This window comes from Aeromonas sp. QDB63 (assembly GCF_027707425.1).
GTDB lineage: Bacteria > Pseudomonadota > Gammaproteobacteria > Enterobacterales > Aeromonadaceae > Aeromonas > Aeromonas caviae.
On record NZ_JAPCIS010000004.1, the window covers coordinates 213,245 to 232,150 of the forward strand.

14 protein-coding genes and 1 pseudogene are annotated in these 18,906 nt (G+C 50.4%); 6 read left to right on the top strand and 9 right to left on the bottom strand.

Features of this window, described 5'->3' with window-relative positions; genetic code table 11:
* From PG879_RS04925 to PG879_RS04940, 4 genes are read left to right on the top strand one after another with little or no spacing between them, the layout of a single operon-like run.
* Positions 1-1,797 carry an AAA family ATPase gene (locus PG879_RS04925; protein WP_270829858.1) on the top strand — a complete coding sequence of 599 codons (1,797 nt, stop codon included), beginning with the start codon at positions 1-3 and terminating at the stop codon, positions 1,795-1,797.
* 3 nt (positions 1,798-1,800) lie between these two features.
* Entirely contained in the window at positions 1,801-3,279 is a 1,479-nt protein-coding gene (locus PG879_RS04930) for a class I SAM-dependent DNA methyltransferase (protein WP_270829860.1), read from the top strand.
* Positions 3,280-3,281: 2 nt separating this feature from the next.
* On the top strand, positions 3,282-4,469 hold the full coding sequence (locus PG879_RS04935; protein WP_270829861.1) for a restriction endonuclease subunit S: 1,188 nt from the start codon (positions 3,282-3,284) through the stop codon (positions 4,467-4,469).
* Between the two features lie 9 nt (positions 4,470-4,478).
* On the top strand, positions 4,479-6,497 hold the full coding sequence (locus PG879_RS04940) for a hypothetical protein (protein ID WP_270829863.1): 2,019 nt from the start codon (positions 4,479-4,481) through the stop codon (positions 6,495-6,497).
* Between the two features lie 775 nt (positions 6,498-7,272).
* Here the strand turns inward: PG879_RS04940 and PG879_RS04945 are convergent.
* From PG879_RS04945 to PG879_RS04975, 7 genes are all read right to left on the bottom strand, one after another.
* Entirely contained in the window at positions 7,273-8,562 is a 1,290-nt protein-coding gene (locus PG879_RS04945; RefSeq protein WP_048207956.1) for a methyl-accepting chemotaxis protein, read from the bottom strand.
* 560 nt (positions 8,563-9,122) lie between these two features.
* A complete protein-coding gene (gene acuI / locus PG879_RS04950) occupies positions 9,123-10,106 on the bottom strand; it encodes an acrylyl-CoA reductase (NADPH) (RefSeq protein ID WP_210599810.1) in 984 nt (327 codons plus the stop codon).
* A 52-nt stretch (positions 10,107-10,158) separates the two neighbouring features.
* Positions 10,159-10,794, bottom strand: a complete 636-nt coding sequence (acuR, locus tag PG879_RS04955; protein WP_039041196.1) for an acrylate utilization transcriptional regulator AcuR — start codon at positions 10,792-10,794, stop codon at positions 10,159-10,161.
* Between the two features lie 157 nt (positions 10,795-10,951).
* Positions 10,952-11,200 (bottom strand): GlsB/YeaQ/YmgE family stress response membrane protein, encoded by a 249-nt coding sequence (locus PG879_RS04960; RefSeq protein ID WP_010675223.1) that lies wholly within the window; start codon positions 11,198-11,200, stop codon positions 10,952-10,954.
* Between the two features lie 128 nt (positions 11,201-11,328).
* Positions 11,329-12,054 carry a UDP-2,3-diacylglucosamine diphosphatase gene (gene lpxH / locus PG879_RS04965; protein WP_210599809.1) on the bottom strand — a complete coding sequence of 242 codons (726 nt, stop codon included), beginning with the start codon at positions 12,052-12,054 and terminating at the stop codon, positions 11,329-11,331.
* 13 nt (positions 12,055-12,067) lie between these two features.
* Complete coding sequence (locus tag PG879_RS04970) at positions 12,068-12,754, bottom strand: DUF4269 domain-containing protein (RefSeq protein ID WP_210599808.1); 687 nt, start codon at positions 12,752-12,754, stop codon at positions 12,068-12,070.
* The gene (locus PG879_RS04975) at positions 12,744-13,241 is read right to left on the bottom strand and encodes a peptidylprolyl isomerase (RefSeq protein ID WP_010675220.1); all 498 of its coding nucleotides are present in this window, start codon (positions 13,239-13,241) and stop codon (positions 12,744-12,746) included. Before PG879_RS04975 ends, PG879_RS04970 begins: the two co-directional genes overlap by 11 nt.
* 191 nt (positions 13,242-13,432) lie before the next feature.
* On the opposite strand from PG879_RS04975, the gene cysS reads away from it, so the two are divergent.
* The gene (gene cysS / locus PG879_RS04980) at positions 13,433-14,809 is read left to right on the top strand and encodes a cysteine--tRNA ligase (protein WP_048207952.1); all 1,377 of its coding nucleotides are present in this window, start codon (positions 13,433-13,435) and stop codon (positions 14,807-14,809) included.
* A gap of 237 nt (positions 14,810-15,046) precedes the next feature.
* Here cysS and PG879_RS04985 read toward each other — a convergent pair.
* Positions 15,047-15,271, bottom strand: a pseudogene (locus PG879_RS04985) (lysozyme inhibitor LprI family protein); the annotation flags it as partial.
* A gap of 230 nt (positions 15,272-15,501) precedes the next feature.
* On the opposite strand from PG879_RS04985, the gene PG879_RS04990 reads away from it, so the two are divergent.
* The gene (locus PG879_RS04990) at positions 15,502-16,116 is read left to right on the top strand and encodes a hypothetical protein (RefSeq protein ID WP_270829864.1); all 615 of its coding nucleotides are present in this window, start codon (positions 15,502-15,504) and stop codon (positions 16,114-16,116) included.
* A 103-nt stretch (positions 16,117-16,219) separates the two neighbouring features.
* Here PG879_RS04990 and PG879_RS04995 read toward each other — a convergent pair whose 3' ends face one another.
* Entirely contained in the window at positions 16,220-18,871 is a 2,652-nt protein-coding gene (locus PG879_RS04995; RefSeq protein WP_270829865.1) for a DEAD/DEAH box helicase, read from the bottom strand.
* Positions 18,872-18,906: the final 35 nt, after the last annotated feature.

Sequence of the window (18,906 nt, forward strand, 5' to 3'; positions counted from 1 at the left end):
ATGGAATTAACACTCGCACCTAACCCGCTGCACGACCAGCCACAAACCTTAAACATCAATAAGGTTGCTACTTTAATTGGTGAAAATGGCAGCGGTAAATCCAGCATCTTGCAGTCAGTATTTGAAGAACGGTTAAACAAGCGCGCACATCACCACCTAAATGTGGTGTGCTTTTCTTCAGGGCAGAATGAGAACTACTCTGAAAAGTTTGGTATTTACTTAAAACGCGAACGTCAAGCGGGTAGAGGGTTGGGGTTGGAATGCCTGTACTTTGACAAGCCTTGGTCTAAATTACTCATTTTCCTTGCAACGGCGACCAAGCGTAGTGGCAAAGTTCGTTCATTTTTGCGCGAACGAGGCTATGTTACTGAATCGGCGCTTGGAGGTGATGACCAATCTACTTGCTTAAAATGCGCATTCAAAATTGATAAAAACTACGTCAAACGAGTTCAGGACGCCCTGAGGCGTGAAGAAAATGGCGAAGTTGATACACTACGAAATACGCCATATTTCCGTTCGTTAGACAGCTTTATTAGCACTTTTCACTCTAGAGACTATGAGTTTGAGCAACCACTGCGTAAGCGAATTATTGAAATACCTGCAAGCCGACTCATCGATGTCTCGTTCGATTATGCAAGACAAGCACAAGCAGGTGAAGAAGGTATAGAAGCCGGTGAGGCAAATGCTCAGGCTCAAAATACGGCTTTTGATCCTGAAGTGAGTTTTTTTACCCAAGCAGCTGACAATGATTACTTCATTGATAAACAAGGCTACAAGCTCGTTTTTAAAGATGGAATAGAGCTTGACAAGTTAAGCGATGGTGAATACCAGTTGCTCTTTTTATACGCGTTGATAGACCTATTTGATGCGCCGAATACACTATTTCTGTTTGATGAAGCAGACTCACACTTGCATTACAAAAATGTAGAAAAGCTATGGTCGTTGCTACACGGCATACAAGGCAATGCTATTACCACTACACATTTATTGGACTCCATTTCAGCAAAAGAAAACCGCATCGAGCACCTGAAAGTCGTGGAACGTGGACGCATCAATGAAGACAACAAAATCAAGCAACTGATCAGCCGACTCAGTGTACTTTCTCGTGCCAAATCCGTTGAATTTGAAGTGTGTGGCAAGTTGCCAAACATTGCCTTACTAGATGACTATAACGACTGGATTATCTTTACTAAACTCGCATCACGTGCGGGGTTAGACGTAAACCGACTAGCCACTGTGCATGCCATGAAAAAGTCATCCAGCTACGCTACTGCCAACGAAACCTTTGGCAAAGGCAAGATTGATTGGCTACACGGCCTTAGTAAAATCGAATCCCCTTTGATTACAACCCACATTTTTATGATTTGTGATCGGGATGAGGCAGCATTGGACTGGAATGCTGCCAATGGCGTTCAAGTGAACGGGCAAGTGTACCGTGACTTGCTGAATACTATTCACTGGCCTCAAGGTATGAGGGTAACACCCTATTTACTTGCGTGGAAACGCCGCGAAATAAAAAATTACTTGCTTTCGCATACAGCACTGTCGCATTACAACGTGCTCGCTGCAATCAACAACCCTGATATTGCACAGCGAAATCATTTACAGCCAAATAATCCAGGTGATAACGACGATATCCGTCGATTGAATGCCAAAAATGTTATTGATCCTCTGATCAATACCGAGGGTATAGGACTCGACATTAACAAACTCCAAGCCTATATCGACCTGATTCCGCCAGAAGAAATCAGCGGGGACATTACCAATATGTACAATTTTATTATCGGAAAACTATAAGTCATGTCATTACAACAAAAAATTGACAGAATTACCGACATACTGCGCCGCGATGATGGCATCAGTGGTGCCATGCACTATACCGAGCAAACATCTTGGGTGCTGTTTTTAAAGTTTTTGGACGATTACGAGTCTGAAAAAGAAGATGAAGCAGTACTGTCAGGTAAATATTATCAACCGGTATTGGACGAAGAGCACCGTTGGTCAAATTGGGCATGCCCGAAAAATGCTGATGGCAAGCTAGACATCAATAAAGTTCGCACGGGTGATGACTTAACCGATTACGTTAATAATGAGTTATTTCCTTACTTAAAAGGTTTTGCCAATTCGACTGTTTCTGGTTCAGACTCAAAATCCTTCGCCTATAAAATTGGTGCTATCTTCCAGTATTTAGACAACAAAGTTGCTTCTGGCCATACCTTGCGTGAAGTGCTGGATATTATCGACACGCTTAATTTCCAGTCCAGTGATGAAATGTTTGAGCTCTCGTTAGTCTATGAAGGCTTATTGCAAAATATGGGCGATGCCGGTGGTTATGCGGGTGAATTTTACACGCCGCGCCCAGTTGTACGCGCTATGATCAAGGTCATTGATCCACAAGCTGGGCAAACCATTTACGATGCAGCCGCGGGCTCGTGCGGATTTTTAGTTGAAGCCTTTGACCACTTAAAAGCCAAAAAAAGTGCGCTTTCTACCGAGCAATGGGACTTTATCCAGCGCGATACCTTCTTTGGCTTTGAAAAAACCTCACTGGCTTACGTGATGGGTATGATGAACATGATTTTGCATGGCATCGAATCACCTAATCTATTCCGGGGTAATACCTTAACCCAGAATATCCGTGATATTCAGGAAAAAGATCGTTACGACATTATTCTGGCCAATCCACCATTTGGTGGAAAAGAGAAGTCACAAATTCAGCAAAACTTTCCTATCCAGAGTAATGCGACTGAATTGCTATTTTTGCAGCACTTTATGAAAACCTTAAAAAGTGGCGGCAAGGCAGCCATCGTAGTGCCAGAAGGCGTGCTGTTCCAAACCAACAGTGCGTTTAAACAAGTCAAACAGGAACTGCTGGAAAATTTTAACCTGCATACCATTTTAAGCCTACCCTCTGGGGTATTTTTGCCATATTCGGGCGTTAAAACCAACGTACTGTTTTTTGAGCGCAGTGGCGGCACCAGTGATGTGTGGTACTACGAATGTGAGCCTGAGCAAAAGCTCACTAAAAATAAACCAATTACCGACGAACACCTAAAAGAGTTTGTTGAGCTGTATAACAGCCGTGAAACGACCGAACGTTCGTGGACTATCTCTGCCAGTAAGCTGGCTGAAGACTATGATCTATCGGCAAAAAACCCGACCAAGCAAAAAGATGCCGAACATTTATCACCAAGTGATGTTCTCAAACAGATCCGAATCAAAGAAAAGTTGGTATCTAGCCTCTTGGATGAAATTGCAGACCTTTTGGCGGAGAGATAACAATGGAGCAGGTTTTATATCAGTTGCCAGATGGGTGGGAGTGGCAACAATTAGCAGATGTTGTTGTTAAAACGGAAAACTTGAACCCATTAAAAAGTGCGAATCAGCTATGGACGTATATTGACATATCCTCAGTGGATCGTGATCGGTTTACGATTACAGCCCCAAAAGAAATCTTAGGAAAAGATGCTCCATCACGAGCGAAAAAGCATATACAGCTAAATGACGTGATATTTGCCACAACACGACCCAACTTGAAAAATATAGCGTTGGTTCGGGATGAATATAGCTCACCAGTAGCATCGACAGGATTCTGTGTTCTCAGAGCGAATGAAAAGGTTTTACCTTCTTATTTATTTTATTATGTCACAACAGATTTTGTGCAAGCGCAAATTGAACCCTATGTCGGTGGTGCTTCATATCCCGCTATTACTGATGGAAACCTTAAAAAGGCTCGAATCCCGATTCCGAGTATCGAAGAACAGAAACGCATTGTCGAAAAGCTTGACGCTCTGCTCTCTCGCATCGATACATCCATCGAGCTTTTGTATAGCAAGCTAGCTTTATCCAAACAACTGTTTGACAGCGTATTGGATGAGTTTTTTAAACTGTCAGATTGCGACTCTGTGCCACTTACGGAGGTGGTTGATTTTATCGGTGGATCTCAGCCGCCAAAATCACAGTTTTCTGATGTTCAGAAAGAAGGCTATGTTCGGCTAATTCAGATTCGTGATTATAAAAGCGACAATTATATTGTCTATGTAGATAGTGCATCAACGAAGAAATTTTGTACGAAAGATGATGTGATGATTGGTCGCTATGGGCCGCCAGTGTTTCAGATACTGAGAGGGCTTGATGGTGCTTATAACGTTGCCTTGATGAAAGCAGTACCTAACGAAGCTTTTTTGACAAAGGACTACCTATTCTGGTTCCTTCAGTCACCGTCAATACAAAACTATGTTATTGGTATTTCTCAACGGGCTGCTGGACAGTCAGGGGTAAACAAGAAAGCGCTGGAAAAATACCTTATCCCTGTTCCAAGTAAAAACATGCAGAATAATATTGTTGATAAAGTTGGGCAATTAGTAAGTAAAAGCCGTGATTTGGAAGCTGAAGTAACAGCAGAAATTGCGACTTTGTGCCAACTCAAAGCATCAATTCTCAATTCTGCCTTTAAAGGTGAGCTCTAAGGAGGGCATATGAGTTTACAAACCAATCTCAAAGGTCGCTTACGCAATACGTTTTTACCAAAGAGCCACGGCCTGATGCCAGTGTTTGAGGCGGTTGTAAACTCTATTCACTCGATTGAAGAAAAAGGTAGTAGCGATAATGGTCAGGTTGTTCTTCGCATCAATCGTGCTACGCAGGGGAGTCTAGATTTCGACGCCAAATCGCTACCACCTATTTTAGGTTTCACCATCACTGACAATGGTTGTGGTTTTGATGAAACCAACTTTAAGTCATTTGAAACACTGGATTCCGACCATAAAATTGACAAAGGCTGCCGAGGTGTCGGCCGCTTGATGTGGTTGAAGGTGTTTGATCTAGTCGAAGTAGAAAGCCATTTTGTCGATGTTGATGGCCAGCTTAAAAAACGTGTATTTCGCTTTAATGATAAATCAGGTGTCCACGGTGAAAATGTTCAAGTAGCTACCCAGAAGCAGTCAGGTACTCAAATCACACTGGTGGGATTTGATGAAAGTTATCGAAAGCAGGTACCAACCAAAGGGCTAACAGTAGCTAATCAGCTACTTGAACATGTGCTCTGGTACTTTGTTCGTCCAGGCAGTGCACCCAATGTACAAGTCGAAGACGCTGGTGAGATTTTCGAACTGGATTTCTTGCTCGAAGAACATATGCACGCCAGTGCATTTCTCGAAACCATTAAGCTCCGCGATTATTCGTTCGACCTAACTCACATCAAGTTTCGTGCATCGGTAAATAAAAAGCATCAGTTAGCCTTGTGTGCCGCTAATCGATTAGTTAAAGAAGAATCTATTCAAGGAAAAATTCCCGGCTTATACGGCAAAATATCTGATGCATCAGGGGAATTTACCTATACCTGTTACGTATCTTCAGGCTACCTCGATGAGCGAGTACGCAGCGAGCGCACCTCTTTTTATATTACTGAAAATGTAGAGGACATGCTCAACGAAGTAAGCTTTAAAGATATTCGCGATGCAGTGCTCGCACGCACTAAAGAATATCTGCAAGATGTTTTGGCTGAAAATGTCTCGGCGGGTCGCAAGCGAGTCGATGATTTTATTGACTATCATGCACCGCGATACCGGCCTATTGCTCACTATGTAGCAGAAGAACAGCTCATTGTTGACCCAGAAAAATCGGACAAAGACTTAGAGTTACATCTACATGCTCAGTGGTATGAGGTCGAGCGACAGTTAATAAGCGAGGGTCATGGCATCATGCAACCTCAAAATGAGGAGCATGTAGAGGAATACAAGGAACGGCTAAGCCAGTATCTGCGAAAAGCTGAAGATCTGAAAAAATCAGACCTCGCCAATTACGTATCACATCGAAAGGTCATTATTGATCTACTGCAAAAATCCATCGAGCGACTGGATGATGGCAAGTATGCCCGAGAAGACATAATTCATGAGCTAATCATGCCAATGCGCAAAGATTCTAGCGAGGTTTTACTGGATTCTTGTAATCTATGGTTGATCGACGAACGTTTAGCATTTCACAACTATTTGGCTTCCGACAAAACTCTGAATGCGATGCCGATTACTGGTAATGATTCGACAAAGGAACCAGATTTACTCAGCCTAAGAGTGTTTGATAACCCGCTGCTTGTTAATGATCAAAATAGCTTTCCCTTAGCATCTATCACCGTGGTCGAAATCAAACGTCCAATGCGCAACGATATGCGTGAAGGTGAAGATAAAGACCCGATTGATCAAGCGCTTGGTTATTTAGAGCGAATACGAGAGGGTAAAGTAACGACAAAATCCGGTCGCCCGATACCCGGGAACAAGGATATCCCCGGGTATTGCTATGTGCTTTGTGACCTCACTGAATCCATGCATCGTCGCTGCCGTAGAGCCAATTTGCGAATAACATCTGATGGGATGGGTTATTTTGGGTATAACGAGCCATCTCATGCATATATAGAAGTGATTAGTTTCGATCAGTTAGTAAAGGCGGCCAAGGAACGTAACCGTGCGTTCTTTGACAAGCTTGGATTGCCATCTAATTAGGTACGCTTGATGACAATATATAGGGTCAATCACGATGGTAATCACCCCATGCTTAGCTGGATCCGCATGTAGAAATTATGCCGCTTTGGCTAAGTACCGGAGGTAGTGGTCAGATACCGCGAGCGACGAGAATTCCATTTCGTGCGTTTTTTGCGGATGTGATGAGGACTGGTTAGCTGACCTGTAAGAGTCTATCCATAAGAATGTAGAGCAAGTAACACAGTAGTTTCTATCCCCAATGGGATTCTTACACCTTGTAGTTTTTGTTATGAAAAACAAGATGTTATATTTTTCTTTTATGCGCAAAGAGGATTCATTGCGCTTGAGTTTACTTTGACTGTTACAGAAGGAACCTGAAAGGGGTCTGCAAAGATTGTATCGACGGGGGTGATTCCCCTCATCTTTGCGAATTCTGTGATAAGCGATATGCGATGCCCTATGACGTGGTGCCATTCGTTGTGAATTAGCGGTGTCACTCGCTCCATCTACTTGCTATTTCATGCAATAAGATGCAAACGAGGCCCTTTGATTTAAAATCCCTCGACGTTCGCGTCGTGCCGGTTCGATTCCGGCCTCGGGCACCATTAAAATCAAAGAGTTACTAAGGCCACTAGCAATAGTGGCCTTTTTGTTTCTAGCTAATTGACTGCCAGAATGGCAGCGACCTGAAGAGCCGGTTCATCTCTTGAATCTGCACGTGCCAAGCTACGACACCCTGGTGTGAACATCAAAGAGCCTGCTCGATGGCAGGCTCCTGAGTGCTTCCCAGAATTATCTAGAGTTCCGAGATGATGGTCGACACCTCTTCTGCTCCGTGTCTTATCTCCTCCATCACTTTTGCAACGTCATCGATCTGCTTTTGCCCGTGGATGGCGCCGTCTGCCGCGGACTGGATCTGCTCGCTGACCTGCCTGGTGAGCTGCTGATTCTGGCTGACGACATTGGCTATTTCGTTGGTCGATAGGGAGGTTCTTGCCGCCAGTTGACGAACTTCATCGGCCACGACGGCAAAGCCCCTGCCTTGTTCGCCGGCTCTCGCCGCTTCGATGGCGGCATTGAGCGCGAGCAGGTTGGTCTGGTCTGCAATGCTGCTGATGGTGGATACGATGGCGGTGATATTCTGGGATTGAGCGTGGAGCTTGCTCATCAAGGTGCTGGCATGTTCCATCTGCCTGACAATATTGTCCGAAGTGGAGACGACGGTGGTCAACATCTCCTCTCCTTTGATGGCGGAGGATTTGGTTGTGACAGATGTTTCATTTGCCACCTTGGCCACATGTTGTACGGCCTGATCTTTGCTGATCTGCGGGGTGATATTGGAGGCAAACTTGATGACCTTGATCACCTTGCCATGGCTGCCTCGCACAGCGTTGTAGGTTGCCTCCAGCCAGACTTCATGGCCTTTTTTATCAAATCGCTGAAAGCGCCCCGATTTGAACGTCCCCTGAGCCAGCTCCTGCCAGAAATCGGGATGTTCCCGATAAAACAGCTCATCACAAAACATGCGATGTTGATGGCCTTTAATTTCATCGAGTCGATAGCCCATGGTATCCAGGAAATTACGGTTGGCGGAAATAACAACACCAGTCGGTTCAAACTCGATGACGGCAAGGGAGCGATCCAGCGCCTCAAATATTGCTTTTTGAGTCATGAGCAGATCATGTTGCACTGTCACATCTGACGCTATTTTGATGATCTTGATTATTTTTCCGCCCTGGCTGACGGGGAAATAGGTGGCTTCCAGCCATATTTCCTTGCCTTGTTTGCCAACCCGGTGGAAGGTGCCATGCTGGCTGTGCCCATTTGCCAGATCTCGCCAGAATTCCCGATAGGAGGGAGAGTCGGTATCTTCTTTCATGCAGAACATGGCGTGATGCTGCTGCACGATCTCATTGAGGGAGTAGCCGACGGAATGAAGAAAAAGCGGGCTGGCATCGAGAATATAACCATCGGTGGTGAATTCAATCATGGGAAGATGATCGTGCATGGCATGATCCAGTGCCTCGCTTTTCAAGGCCCTCTCTCGTTCTGCTGCCAGCTCTTTTTTAAGTTTCGAGTCGAACATAAGCACACCCCAGCCAAGAAAATAGAATCATCCGACATCTCTTCGTTGACGAACCCTTCACACTTTCTGGGTATGAAGCGTCGTTTTGAGTGTAATGCACCCCTGTCATTTGATTCGGGCTTTTCCATACAAAAAACAGGTTTAATACAAGGTGATGCGCCCTTTTTATATGCGGTGATAAATAAAACGTATTCCTATTCTGAATTATTTGTTCGATGCATCGATTGTTTAACGGGGGTCTGTCAGTGGGCAAGACAATGGTTCGCAGTCGTGGGCGAACAGGACCTCATTTCGGCGAATACGGGTATCCAGGGCAGGGGCTTGTCGGTGAGGAGTGACGGTTGTCTGCATCGATGGGGGAGGGTGCGCAGCGGGAAGGTGCTGCCTATAGAGATGTCTCGGTCCCTCTGTCCGGGAAACCTGCACTTGAGTGTTTGAACGCATCTGTTGTCCATTGTCATGGACGATGGGAAGGGGGGTGACGCTCCGTGTGGCTGCGAAATGCCCTGGAGAGGCTCGCCTGACCTGGTCAGGCGAGCCGGCTCATATCGCGTCAGTCATCACCCCTGGACATTGACCAGGATCCGGCCGCGCACCTGGCCTGCCAGGAAGGCATCCCCCAGGGTCACGACCTGGGAGAGGGGTACTTCCCGGGTGAGGAGATGGAGGCGGGTCAGGTCGAGATCCTCGGCCAGTCGGGCCCAGGCCTGCTGGCGCAGCGGGCGCGGTGCCATCACGCTGTCGATGCCATAGAGGGTGACGCCGCGCAGGATGAAGGGCATGACGGTGGAGGGGAAGTCCATCCCTCCCGCCAGACCGCAGGCGGCCACGGCGCCGCCGTAGCGGGTAGTGGCGCAGGCATTGGCCAGGGTGTGGCTGCCGACGGTGTCGATGACGCCGGCCCAGCGTTCCTTGCCCAGCGGGCGTCCCGGCGCGGCCAGTTCGGCGCGATCGATCACCTCGGCGGCGCCGAGGGACGTCAGATAGTCGGCCTCGTGCAGCCGCCCGGTGGCGGCCACGACCCGATAGCCGAGCTTGGCCAGGAGGGTGATCGCCACGCTGCCCACACCGCCGTTGGCGCCCGTCACCAGAATGTCACCGTCACCGGGGGTGATGCCGTGTTTCTCCAACGCCATCACGCAGAGCATGGCGGTGTACCCTGCGGTGCCGATGGCCATGGCGTCCCGGGGCTGGAAGCGCTCAGGCAGGGCGACCAGCCAGTCGCCCCGGACCCGTGCCCGCTCTGCCAGCCCGCCACTGTGGGTCTCGCCCACGCCCCATCCGTTTAGCACCACCTTGTCTCCGGGGTGCCAGTCGGGATGCTGGCTCTCCAGCACGGTACCGGCAAAGTCGATGCCGGGGATCAGAGGGAAGCGGCGTACCACGGGGGAGGCGCCGGTGAGGGCCAGGCCATCCTTGTAGTTGAGGGAAGACCACTGTACCGCCACGGTCACATCCCCGGCAGGCAATATCTCCTCGGAGAGGCTCTGGTAGCTGGCGCGATAACCCGCCTCGTCTTTCTCGATCAGAATACCGTTGAACATCTTGTCTACTCCCATTAATTGGACTGACTGACTATTAATCTTCGTAAAAAAATCACTTTGCTAACTTCATGAAAAAATTGAGAAAAGAGAGCATGGGCTCGGTATCGCCCACCAGGCGTGCGCGCAGTACGGCCCCTTCCCAGCCGATCCAGAACTGATGGGCGAGGGCGGGGCAGTCGCAATCAGGGGGCAGCTCGCCCGCCGTCACCGCGTCCCTCAGGCAGCGGGCGAGCAGCGCCTCCCAGTCGAGGAGGATCTGCTCAAGGCGCAGGCGCAGCTCGGGGGACAGTTGCACCACCTCCTGACCCAGATTGCCCACGAGGCAGCCCCGCTGGAACGCAAACCGGGTCATGCCCCGGCAGGCGCTGTCGACGAAGGCAACAAGACGGGCCAGGGGGGGCAGGCTCTCATCCTCCAGATAGCGCGTCAGCTTGCGGCAGAAGTAGTGGTGATAGGCATCCATGACCGCCAGAGTGAAGTCGTGCTTGGTGGCGAAGTAGTGATAGAAGGAGCCCTTGGGGATCCCGGTCGACTGCAACACCCGCTCGATGGAGGTGGCGGCGATGCCCTGCTCGGTCAGCAGCTCCATGCCCCGGCGGATCAACAGATCCCGGGTATCGGCATAGGTGTGCCCGTGCTGGGCAGGGCGGCCGCGAGGGCGGCGGGGCAGGGGGTCATTGGCTTGCATGGGGCTTATTAGACGCCTCAACTAGAAATAATGCAAGCGCGGCACCGAAGGGACGAAACGAGTGGATGAGATCGGGTAGTCGAGACAAGCTGGCGCCAGCGGGGCTGAAAACAGCGAGGGCGCCAGTGGCGCCCTCGCATCGATGGGTGGCTGCGTCTCAGCTGCGCAGCTTGTTGTAGACAAACAGCACGATCAGGGCGCCAACGGTGGCGATGATGATGCTCGGCAGGTTGAAGCCGGTGACCGTTCCCATCCCGAGCAGGGTGCTGACATAGCCCCCTACCATAGCGCCGACCACCCCCAGGATCACCGTCATGAAGAAACCGCCGCCATCCTTGCCCGGCATGATCCATTTGGCCAGGATGCCGACGATCAGCCCCAGTACCACCCAAGTAAGAAATCCCATGGTCATCTCCTCGTTGTGTGCAGAGAACCAGAGTATATGCAGGGATCCTGCTTGTATCCCACGGCAGCACGGCGTGAGTCAGAAACGGTCATATGAGACTCGCTCATGACCATGGCAGGCAGAGGGCCTCAGCCGAGCGCGCGGGTGTCGAGGCGCTGCCCGGCGGGGGAGCACACCAGCACCGACCCCTGCTCGAACCAGTCCCCCAGCACGATGCGCCGCGCCGCACGCCCATCCAGGGTGAAGTCGTGGATGGCGGGCCTGTGGGTGTGACCGTGGATCATCAGGCGGCAGCCGTGCTGGCGCAGCATCTCGTCCACCGCCTCCGGGGTCACGTCCATGATGATCTGGCTCTTGTGGGCATTCTCCATCTGGCTTTGGCCGCGCATCTTGTGGGCGATGGCCTGGCGGCGCGAGAGCGGCAGGCGCAGGAAGAGCCAGCGCAGCCACTTGAGTTGTGTGATGCGGCGAAACTTCTGGTAGCCCTCGTCCCGGGTGCAGAGCAGATCCCCGTGGCTCAGCAGCACCCGCTCGCCGTACAGCTCGATGACGCAGGGGTCGCCGAGCAGGGTCATGCCGGCCCGCTTGGCAAACTGGCGCCCCAAGAGGAAGTCGCGGTTGCCGTGAATGAAATAGAGGGGCACCCCTTGCTGGCTTAGGGCGAGAAAGGCAGCGGCCACCTCGCGGTGGAGCGGGTTGGGGTCGTCGTCCCCAATCCAGAATTCGAACAGATCCCCCAGCACATAGAGGGCGTCGGCCCCGGGCGCGTCTTCGGCCAGAAAGCGCACCAGGGCCGCCGTCATGTCGGGCCTGCCTTGGCTGAGGTGAATGTCACTGATAAAGAGGGTGCTCATGAGTTCCTGGGCATCATGGTAAGAGAGTCCCGCCTGGGGGCGGACAAGGCCTGTGACCTTGCTCGTCGAGCGGGTGGGGGAGGGAAGGGCAGCAGAGCCCCGCAAGGTTGACGCCCTCCAGGGTCAGCAACGCCTCGTAAGGGTCGCCGGACAGACCCAGCAGGCGGCACATGGCCGCTTCCCCCTTGAGCCCTTCATCAAAACGCAGGCGCAGCACCTCCCGGTGGAAGGGGGCGCCAAAGCGCTCAAGCAGGGCGGCCATCAGGCTGAGGTGGCGCCAGCCATGACACGCCTCGAGGGGATCTGGGGTGAGGTAGAGCTCGACTGGCCAGCACTGGCCATCTGGCCCGTGGCGTCGCTGCTCGGCGATCCAGACCTGTTCGCCCTTGCTTCGCACCTGCCAGCCTTGTGCTGCCAGTGTCGCGGCAAGGAAGGCCGGATCCGGATGCTGGCAGAGGATGTCGAGATCGCTGCCGGGCCTATCCAGCCCGATGGCGATCGTGCTCACCAAGGCCAGATCGTTGCACAGGGGGCCAAGCTCATCCCACAGGCCGCCGCTCAGCAGGGCGTGGGCCGAGCGCTGACGTTCGTTGCCCTGGGCCAGATAGTCGAGGCGGCGCCAGTTGGGGGCGGCAGATGGAAAAACTGCGGCCGGGGCCGCAGTGGTATCAGAGCCTGGCCGGCAGGGATTACTCGGCAAGGGTCACCTTGGTGATGACGACGTCTTCGGTCGGAACGTCCTGGTGCATGCGGCCGTAGTTGCCGGTCTTCACGCCCTTGATCTTGTTGACCACGTCCATGCCGGCGGTCACTTCACCGAACACGCAGTAGCCGAAGCCCTGGGTGGTGGCGGACTTGAAGTCCAGGAAGTCGTTGTTGTTCACGTTGATGAAGAACTGGGCGCTGGCGGAGTGCGGCTCCATGGTGCGGGCCATGGCGATGGTGCCGACCTTGTTGGACAGACCGTTGGCCGCCTCGTTCTTGATGGGAGCGCGGGTCTCTTTCTCTTCGAAGCCCGGGGCATAGCCGCCGCCCTGGATCATGAAGCCGTCGATGACGCGGTGGAAGATGGTGTTGTCGTAGTGACCGTCACGGCAGTATTGCAGGAAGTTGGCCACGGTCTCCGGGGCTTTTTCCGCGTTCAGGGTCAGGGTGATGTCGCCGTGGTTGGTGTGCAGAGTAACCATGAGTTGTCCTTTCATTTTGACGCGGGCAGCAAAGTGCCCGCAGGTGTATGGCATAAAGTGGTGGCAATTCTAGCCCATCAAGGCCCTGCGGCATAGATGGCAGGGGGGAGAGGGGGCTTTTTCTGCCTCGTTTTCTATACCGGATGCGGTTAGAATGGCAGGCCATTTTACTCACAGGCAGTGGTCATAAGATGCTGAAGATATACAACACACTCACTCGTCAAAAAGAAGAATTCAAACCTATCCACCCGGGCAAGGTGGGCATGTATGTGTGTGGCGTCACTATCTATGATCACTGTCATATCGGCCATGGCCGTACCTTCGTCGCCTTCGACGTCGTCGCTCGCTACCTGCGTTATGCAGGATACGACCTCACCTATGTGCGCAACGTCACCGACGTGGACGACAAGATCATCAAGCGCGCCGCCGAAACGCACGTGACCTGTGACGATCTCACCGAGCGCCTCATCGGCGACATGCACCAGGATTTCGACGCCCTCGGTATGGTGCGTCCGGACATCGAACCCCGCGCCACCCAGCACATCGGCGAGATCATCGCCCTGGTTGAAACTCTGCTGGAAAAAGGGCACGCCTACGTGGCGGACAACGGCGATGTGATGTTCATCGTCGAGTCCTACGCCGACTACGGCAAGCTCTCGGGCCAGGATCTGGAGCAGCTGCAGGCCGGCGCCCGGGTCGACGTGGTGGATGCCAAGCGCAATCCGCTCGACTTCGTGCTGTGGAAGATGTCCAAGCCGGGCGAGCCGACCTGGGACAGCCCCTGGGGCCCGGGTCGCCCTGGCTGGCACATCGAGTGCTCCGCCATGAACTCCAAGCACCTTGGCAACCATTTCGACATCCACGGTGGCGGCTCCGATCTGCAGTTCCCGCACCACGAGAACGAGATTGCCCAGTCCTGCTGCGCCCACGGCGGCGACTACGTCAACACCTGGATGCACAGCGGCATGGTGATGGTGGATAAAGAGAAGATGTCCAAATCCCTTGGCAACTTCTTCACTATCCGTGACGTGCTGGCCCACTATGACGCCGAAACCGTCCGTTACTTCCTGATGTCCGGTCACTACCGCAGCCAGCTCAACTACTCGGAAGATAACTTGAAGCAAGCCCGCGCCGCCCTGGAGCGCATGTACACCGCTCTGCGCGATCTGCCGCTGGCCGCTGCTGCCGGTGGTGACGAGCAGGTGGCTCGCTTCAAAGATGCCATGGACGATGACTTCAACACCCCGGAAGCCTACTCTGCCCTGTTCGACCTGGTGCGCGAGATCAACCGCCAGAAGGCCGAAGACATCGCTGTCGCCGCCGGCCTCGGTGCCCGTCTGCGGGAGCTGGGCGCCGTGCTCGGCATCCTGCAACAGGATCCGGATGCTTTCTTGAAGGGTATTGAGGCGGACGAAGAGGTCGCCGAAATCGAGCGCCTGATCGCCGAGCGCAATCAGGCCCGCGCCGACAAGAACTGGGCCGCGGCGGATGCCGCCCGTAACCGCCTCACCGAGATGGGTATCGTGCTGGAAGACAGCGCTGGCAAAACCAGCTGGCGCCGTGCCTAAGGCCGGTTGGCCTTGTTGGCGCCTAGGCAAACCGGTTGAGCCAATAAAAAAACCGCAGTCCTTGGGCTGCGGTTTTTGTTTGTGGCCTGCCGAAGCCTCGGCATCCTGCGGTCTGATCCCCTCGCCCCTTTGGCGAGAGGGTCAGGGTGAGGGGGCTCGCATCATTACTCACCGGAGTGCCTGCAAGCCGTCTGTTACTTGCCCCCAGTTCCTACTTGACCTGGTTGGCGCCTCTGATCATGGCTGGTCCGGCAGTGTGCTCAGGTCTTTGGTGCGCGCCTCGGTCAACTGGGTGAGACAACTGCTGTGGACCATGGGCGCCATTGATCCCCCTTCATAGACGCCGGCCTCGTAACGGCACTGGGCATCGCGAAAGGTGATCCAGGCCCGTTGCGCAGTTCTCAGCCTCTCCAGCTGTGCCTTCTCCAGGGGGGCAACCCGCTTTTTATAGGCGGCATTGAGCTTGGCATCGGCTCGCTAGTAATCCTGAAACGCACAGATGTTCATGTCGGTTTGTGTCACCGGCGCAGTACAATCCTGTTCGGCCTGAACGGCAGTGGTTGCCAGCAAGAGCAACAGGGCGGGATAGGGTCTCAAGAGGCAGTTCCTTTGTGGTAGGGAGAGGGCCAATATACGGCATAAACCGGCCCGATGGAGGCTCTGTTTTTCAAGAATAACAAGGAGATGACGTCATGAAGTTGAACTGGATGCCGTTTCTGGCCCTGCCTCTGCTGGCGTCCGGGCTGTCTGTGGCCGCCACTGCCCCCGATATGCAGGCCCAAGTACGCGCCAAGGTGGCCGAGTTTCTCGACTGGGAGCGCCAAGTCAAACCGAGCGGCCTCTATCAGGCAGACCTGGGCGGTGCGTTGCCCAACATCGTCTCCCCCGAGCTGCTCTGCCTGCTCAATGCCGCCTCCAAGGCGCGGGAGATAGCCACTCGCGGAGCCCCAGACGAGAAGCCCCCCTTCGTCGAGGGCAACCCCTTCCTGCCCAACGCCTGGGATAACCTGCTGGGCTCGGAGATCCTCTCGTCTCGCGTCATCGCCGGCAGCCGGGAGCGCAGCGAGGTCAAGGTGCGCTTCACCTTTGGCGAGCCGGGCACCCCGCTCGACGCCCCCAGCGGCACCTACCGTTTTGTCAGCACCTATCTGGTGAAGGAGGGGCCGCAAGGAGCTCGCATCACCGATATCGACGCTGGCGGCAGCTGCGACTTCTGCCAATCCGGCAGCCTGCGCGCCGCCCTCTATGAGACGCTCACCGCCTATCCCGCCGCAGGGGGAGAGCAGTGCAAGGGGTTGGGGAAATAGGGCTTTGGCTTGAGTGAAAAAGTGTTTGGGGAATAGAAATAAAAACCGCAGCTCAAGGCTGCGGTTTTTATTTAGGTTTGACTTTAAAATATTAAACGCAGTGCTAAATGTTTGTAATTACTCTCAGTTTTATACCACTTATTTCATCTATATAAGCTGCAGTGGCACCTAATACTGTCAACTGATCGTCAGATATTATCCTTTTTGATATTGCAGGTTGAACAACAGAGATTCCACATTTAAAAGATGCATATCTAGCGATTTTTGCTAATTGTACTAAATCTTCAAACTGGCCCTTTTCTATTCTTGATGTTCTGCCATTTTTTAAGCGACTACGTTCACGTTGCATCAAACGTAAAATTAGATTCTCTTTGTCACCAAGCCACTTGACACTTTTTTCTGCTTGTCCCGCAACTTGATATACATCATCAACCCTTGCTCCAGGTTTTGCTATACCATTGGATCTTGTACAATATTTGCAGTGAAATAGATCGATTACAAGTTCTCTATTATCAATGTTTTTTATTGCTACTATGTCGGCTACTTCACCTGCACCATCATCATCAAATACTATGTCATAGTGATTTAATAATCTTTGGATTGTATAGTATTGAATTGAATTTTTTATTTTTGATTCTGTTTGAGATTCAATAGATATGTCTACACCAGCCCATTCCCAATCCTCAACATTGTTTTTGTCGTAAAGGTAAGCGTATTTTTCATTGGGATAATACCTTAGGCCTCCATCAACTACAGAAGTGTCTGACATGAAAATTGTTGGTGGGTTTTCATTAAAATAATCAGTGATATTAATGATGCTATCACCTAAGTTTATTTTTATGTTTTCTGTGGAGTGGAATATAACCTCACCTTTTTTATGTATTTTTGCTGTTATTAAGTTAGTACCATGCTGAGTTTTTATTCCTATTGTCATTGATTTATTATCAATGTTAGTCTTGTCTATCAATATTAATTCGCATTGTATTAATTTTTCCTCCCAAGTATCGGAGAGAACTGTGACCTTTAATTCATTTTTTCTTAGTAACTCAACGGGCCATTCGATAGATAAAGGATGTAAGTCAGGATATTTATCCAATTCTTCAGTTTGCATTGCCGTTTTCATTACTTCGTTAGTGTTTATTGAGTCATCAAGAATTTTTTTACCGACATTTTTGCACCAAGTAATCCATTTATCCAGAGAGTCACTGTCCATGGCCCAGACTTTCCCTTTATGAGAGCAGCCTATACTAACTAATTCCCCATTTTCATATCCTTTACCAAAAATGTTGGATTTAGTTGCTCTGTTGGCTTCTATATCTGGAATTTGGTCATTTACTTCAGTTCCGGTATGCATAGAATAACGCAGGCCTCTCTTGTTTTTATTAAGGCCAACATTTTGTAGTTTTAACCGTTTTAGTCCCGCAAGCGCTCTAAAAACATACTCACCTTGAACTAGAGATGCATCAGGAGCGACTAGTTTAACCAAGCGCTTTACTAATCCATCTTTAGCAGAAGAGTGAATAAATAGGAGGTTTAATTCCTTATTGTAATACGCGATATATAAATCCCATGATTCATCAAAAAGCTCTTTTGAGCTAGTCCAGCCAACTGGCAGAAAAGATTTTACAGAGAATATCAGAATGTCTTGGTCATCATTAATGGTAGAGTCGACTATTTGAAAATGTTTGTTCCCAAATGATATAAAATTGTTTGGTTGCCATTTTCCTAAGCTCACTCTATAAATTGTAGAGCTTATGCTGGGTGTTAGACCTAAATCCAATAGTTTGCTCGGGGTGGAGAATTCAGACCTAAACTCATGATATTCTCTCTCATCTTGGATTTTTCGTGAGCTGATATCGCTGATGACACTATTCCAGTCAGAGTCTTCTTTATAAAGTTCCTCAAGACTATCACTCATATTGGGATTGGCAATATTAGCGATGAATTTTGCATCGCCAACATTTTTTGTCGTGCGAGTAAATCGTCCTGTGAATTGAAGCATTATATTTATGCTTTTGTGAGGGTCATGTAATGCCGATATTTTTAGTTGAGGCAGATCAAATCCCTCACCTAGCATATCGACGCATACTATTATTTTATGTTCTCTGTTTCGTATGGCAGCCAAAACCTCTTTTTTATTTTTTGTCTGGCTGTTTATTAAAACAGGATTAAGATCTTTTTCATTAGAGTAAATTTTAAAAATAGATTTTGCACGTTCAATTGTACTTGCTCTTGCCATCATTATGTGATCAAAACCATTAGCTATATCTTCCCTGATCAAATATATAGCCTTTTTGGCAATCGCTGCGTCTGATTTTTCCTCAACAAACTCCCGAATTGGGTGGAATTCGATAGGTTTAAAATATCCATCTTCTTGAGTTTTTTTTAGTGGATAATTAAATATTATTTTTCCACCAATTCTTGTGCGATCTGACCTAAACGGGGTTGCAGTAAATTGAAATATTGGTTTGTTTTCAAAATGAGATTTAATCCTCGCCCAAGTGGCAGCAGTGATATGGTGAGCCTCATCGACAATAAGATGTGTACAAACACTTGTCAGTTTTGAAAGATTTTGATTGGAGAAAAGAGAAAGGGCTGATGCGGATGATATTATTACATTTGACTGTAATATTTCCTGTAATTCATCCTCATTGTTAATCCCATGTTTAATAGTGGCTACAATAGGATTTGAAGTACCGCAGTCAATTAACTCTAAATAACTGATCCCAATAGTGCTACACCTTCGCTGTGCCATAGCCATTCCCCGGGAAAGGAGACACGGTATCCATG

Coding starts and splice junctions, on each gene's coding strand:
- PG879_RS04925 (WP_270829858.1), top strand. CDS start 1: ATGGAATTAACACTCGCACCTAACCCGCTGCACGACCAGCCACAAACC.
- PG879_RS04930 (WP_270829860.1), top strand. CDS start 1,801: ATGTCATTACAACAAAAAATTGACAGAATTACCGACATACTGCGCCGC.
- PG879_RS04935 (WP_270829861.1), top strand. CDS start 3,282: ATGGAGCAGGTTTTATATCAGTTGCCAGATGGGTGGGAGTGGCAACAA.
- PG879_RS04940 (WP_270829863.1), top strand. CDS start 4,479: ATGAGTTTACAAACCAATCTCAAAGGTCGCTTACGCAATACGTTTTTA.
- PG879_RS04945 (WP_048207956.1), bottom strand. CDS start 8,562: ATGTTCGACTCGAAACTTAAAAAAGAGCTGGCAGCAGAACGAGAGAGG.
- acuI (WP_210599810.1), bottom strand. CDS start 10,106: ATGTTCAACGGTATTCTGATCGAGAAAGACGAGGCGGGTTATCGCGCC.
- acuR (WP_039041196.1), bottom strand. CDS start 10,794: ATGCAAGCCAATGACCCCCTGCCCCGCCGCCCTCGCGGCCGCCCTGCC.
- PG879_RS04960 (WP_010675223.1), bottom strand. CDS start 11,200: ATGGGATTTCTTACTTGGGTGGTACTGGGGCTGATCGTCGGCATCCTG.
- lpxH (WP_210599809.1), bottom strand. CDS start 12,054: ATGAGCACCCTCTTTATCAGTGACATTCACCTCAGCCAAGGCAGGCCC.
- PG879_RS04975 (WP_010675220.1), bottom strand. CDS start 13,241: ATGGTTACTCTGCACACCAACCACGGCGACATCACCCTGACCCTGAAC.
- cysS (WP_048207952.1), top strand. CDS start 13,433: ATGCTGAAGATATACAACACACTCACTCGTCAAAAAGAAGAATTCAAA.
- PG879_RS04990 (WP_270829864.1), top strand. CDS start 15,502: ATGAAGTTGAACTGGATGCCGTTTCTGGCCCTGCCTCTGCTGGCGTCC.
- PG879_RS04995 (WP_270829865.1), bottom strand. CDS start 18,871: ATGGCACAGCGAAGGTGTAGCACTATTGGGATCAGTTATTTAGAGTTA.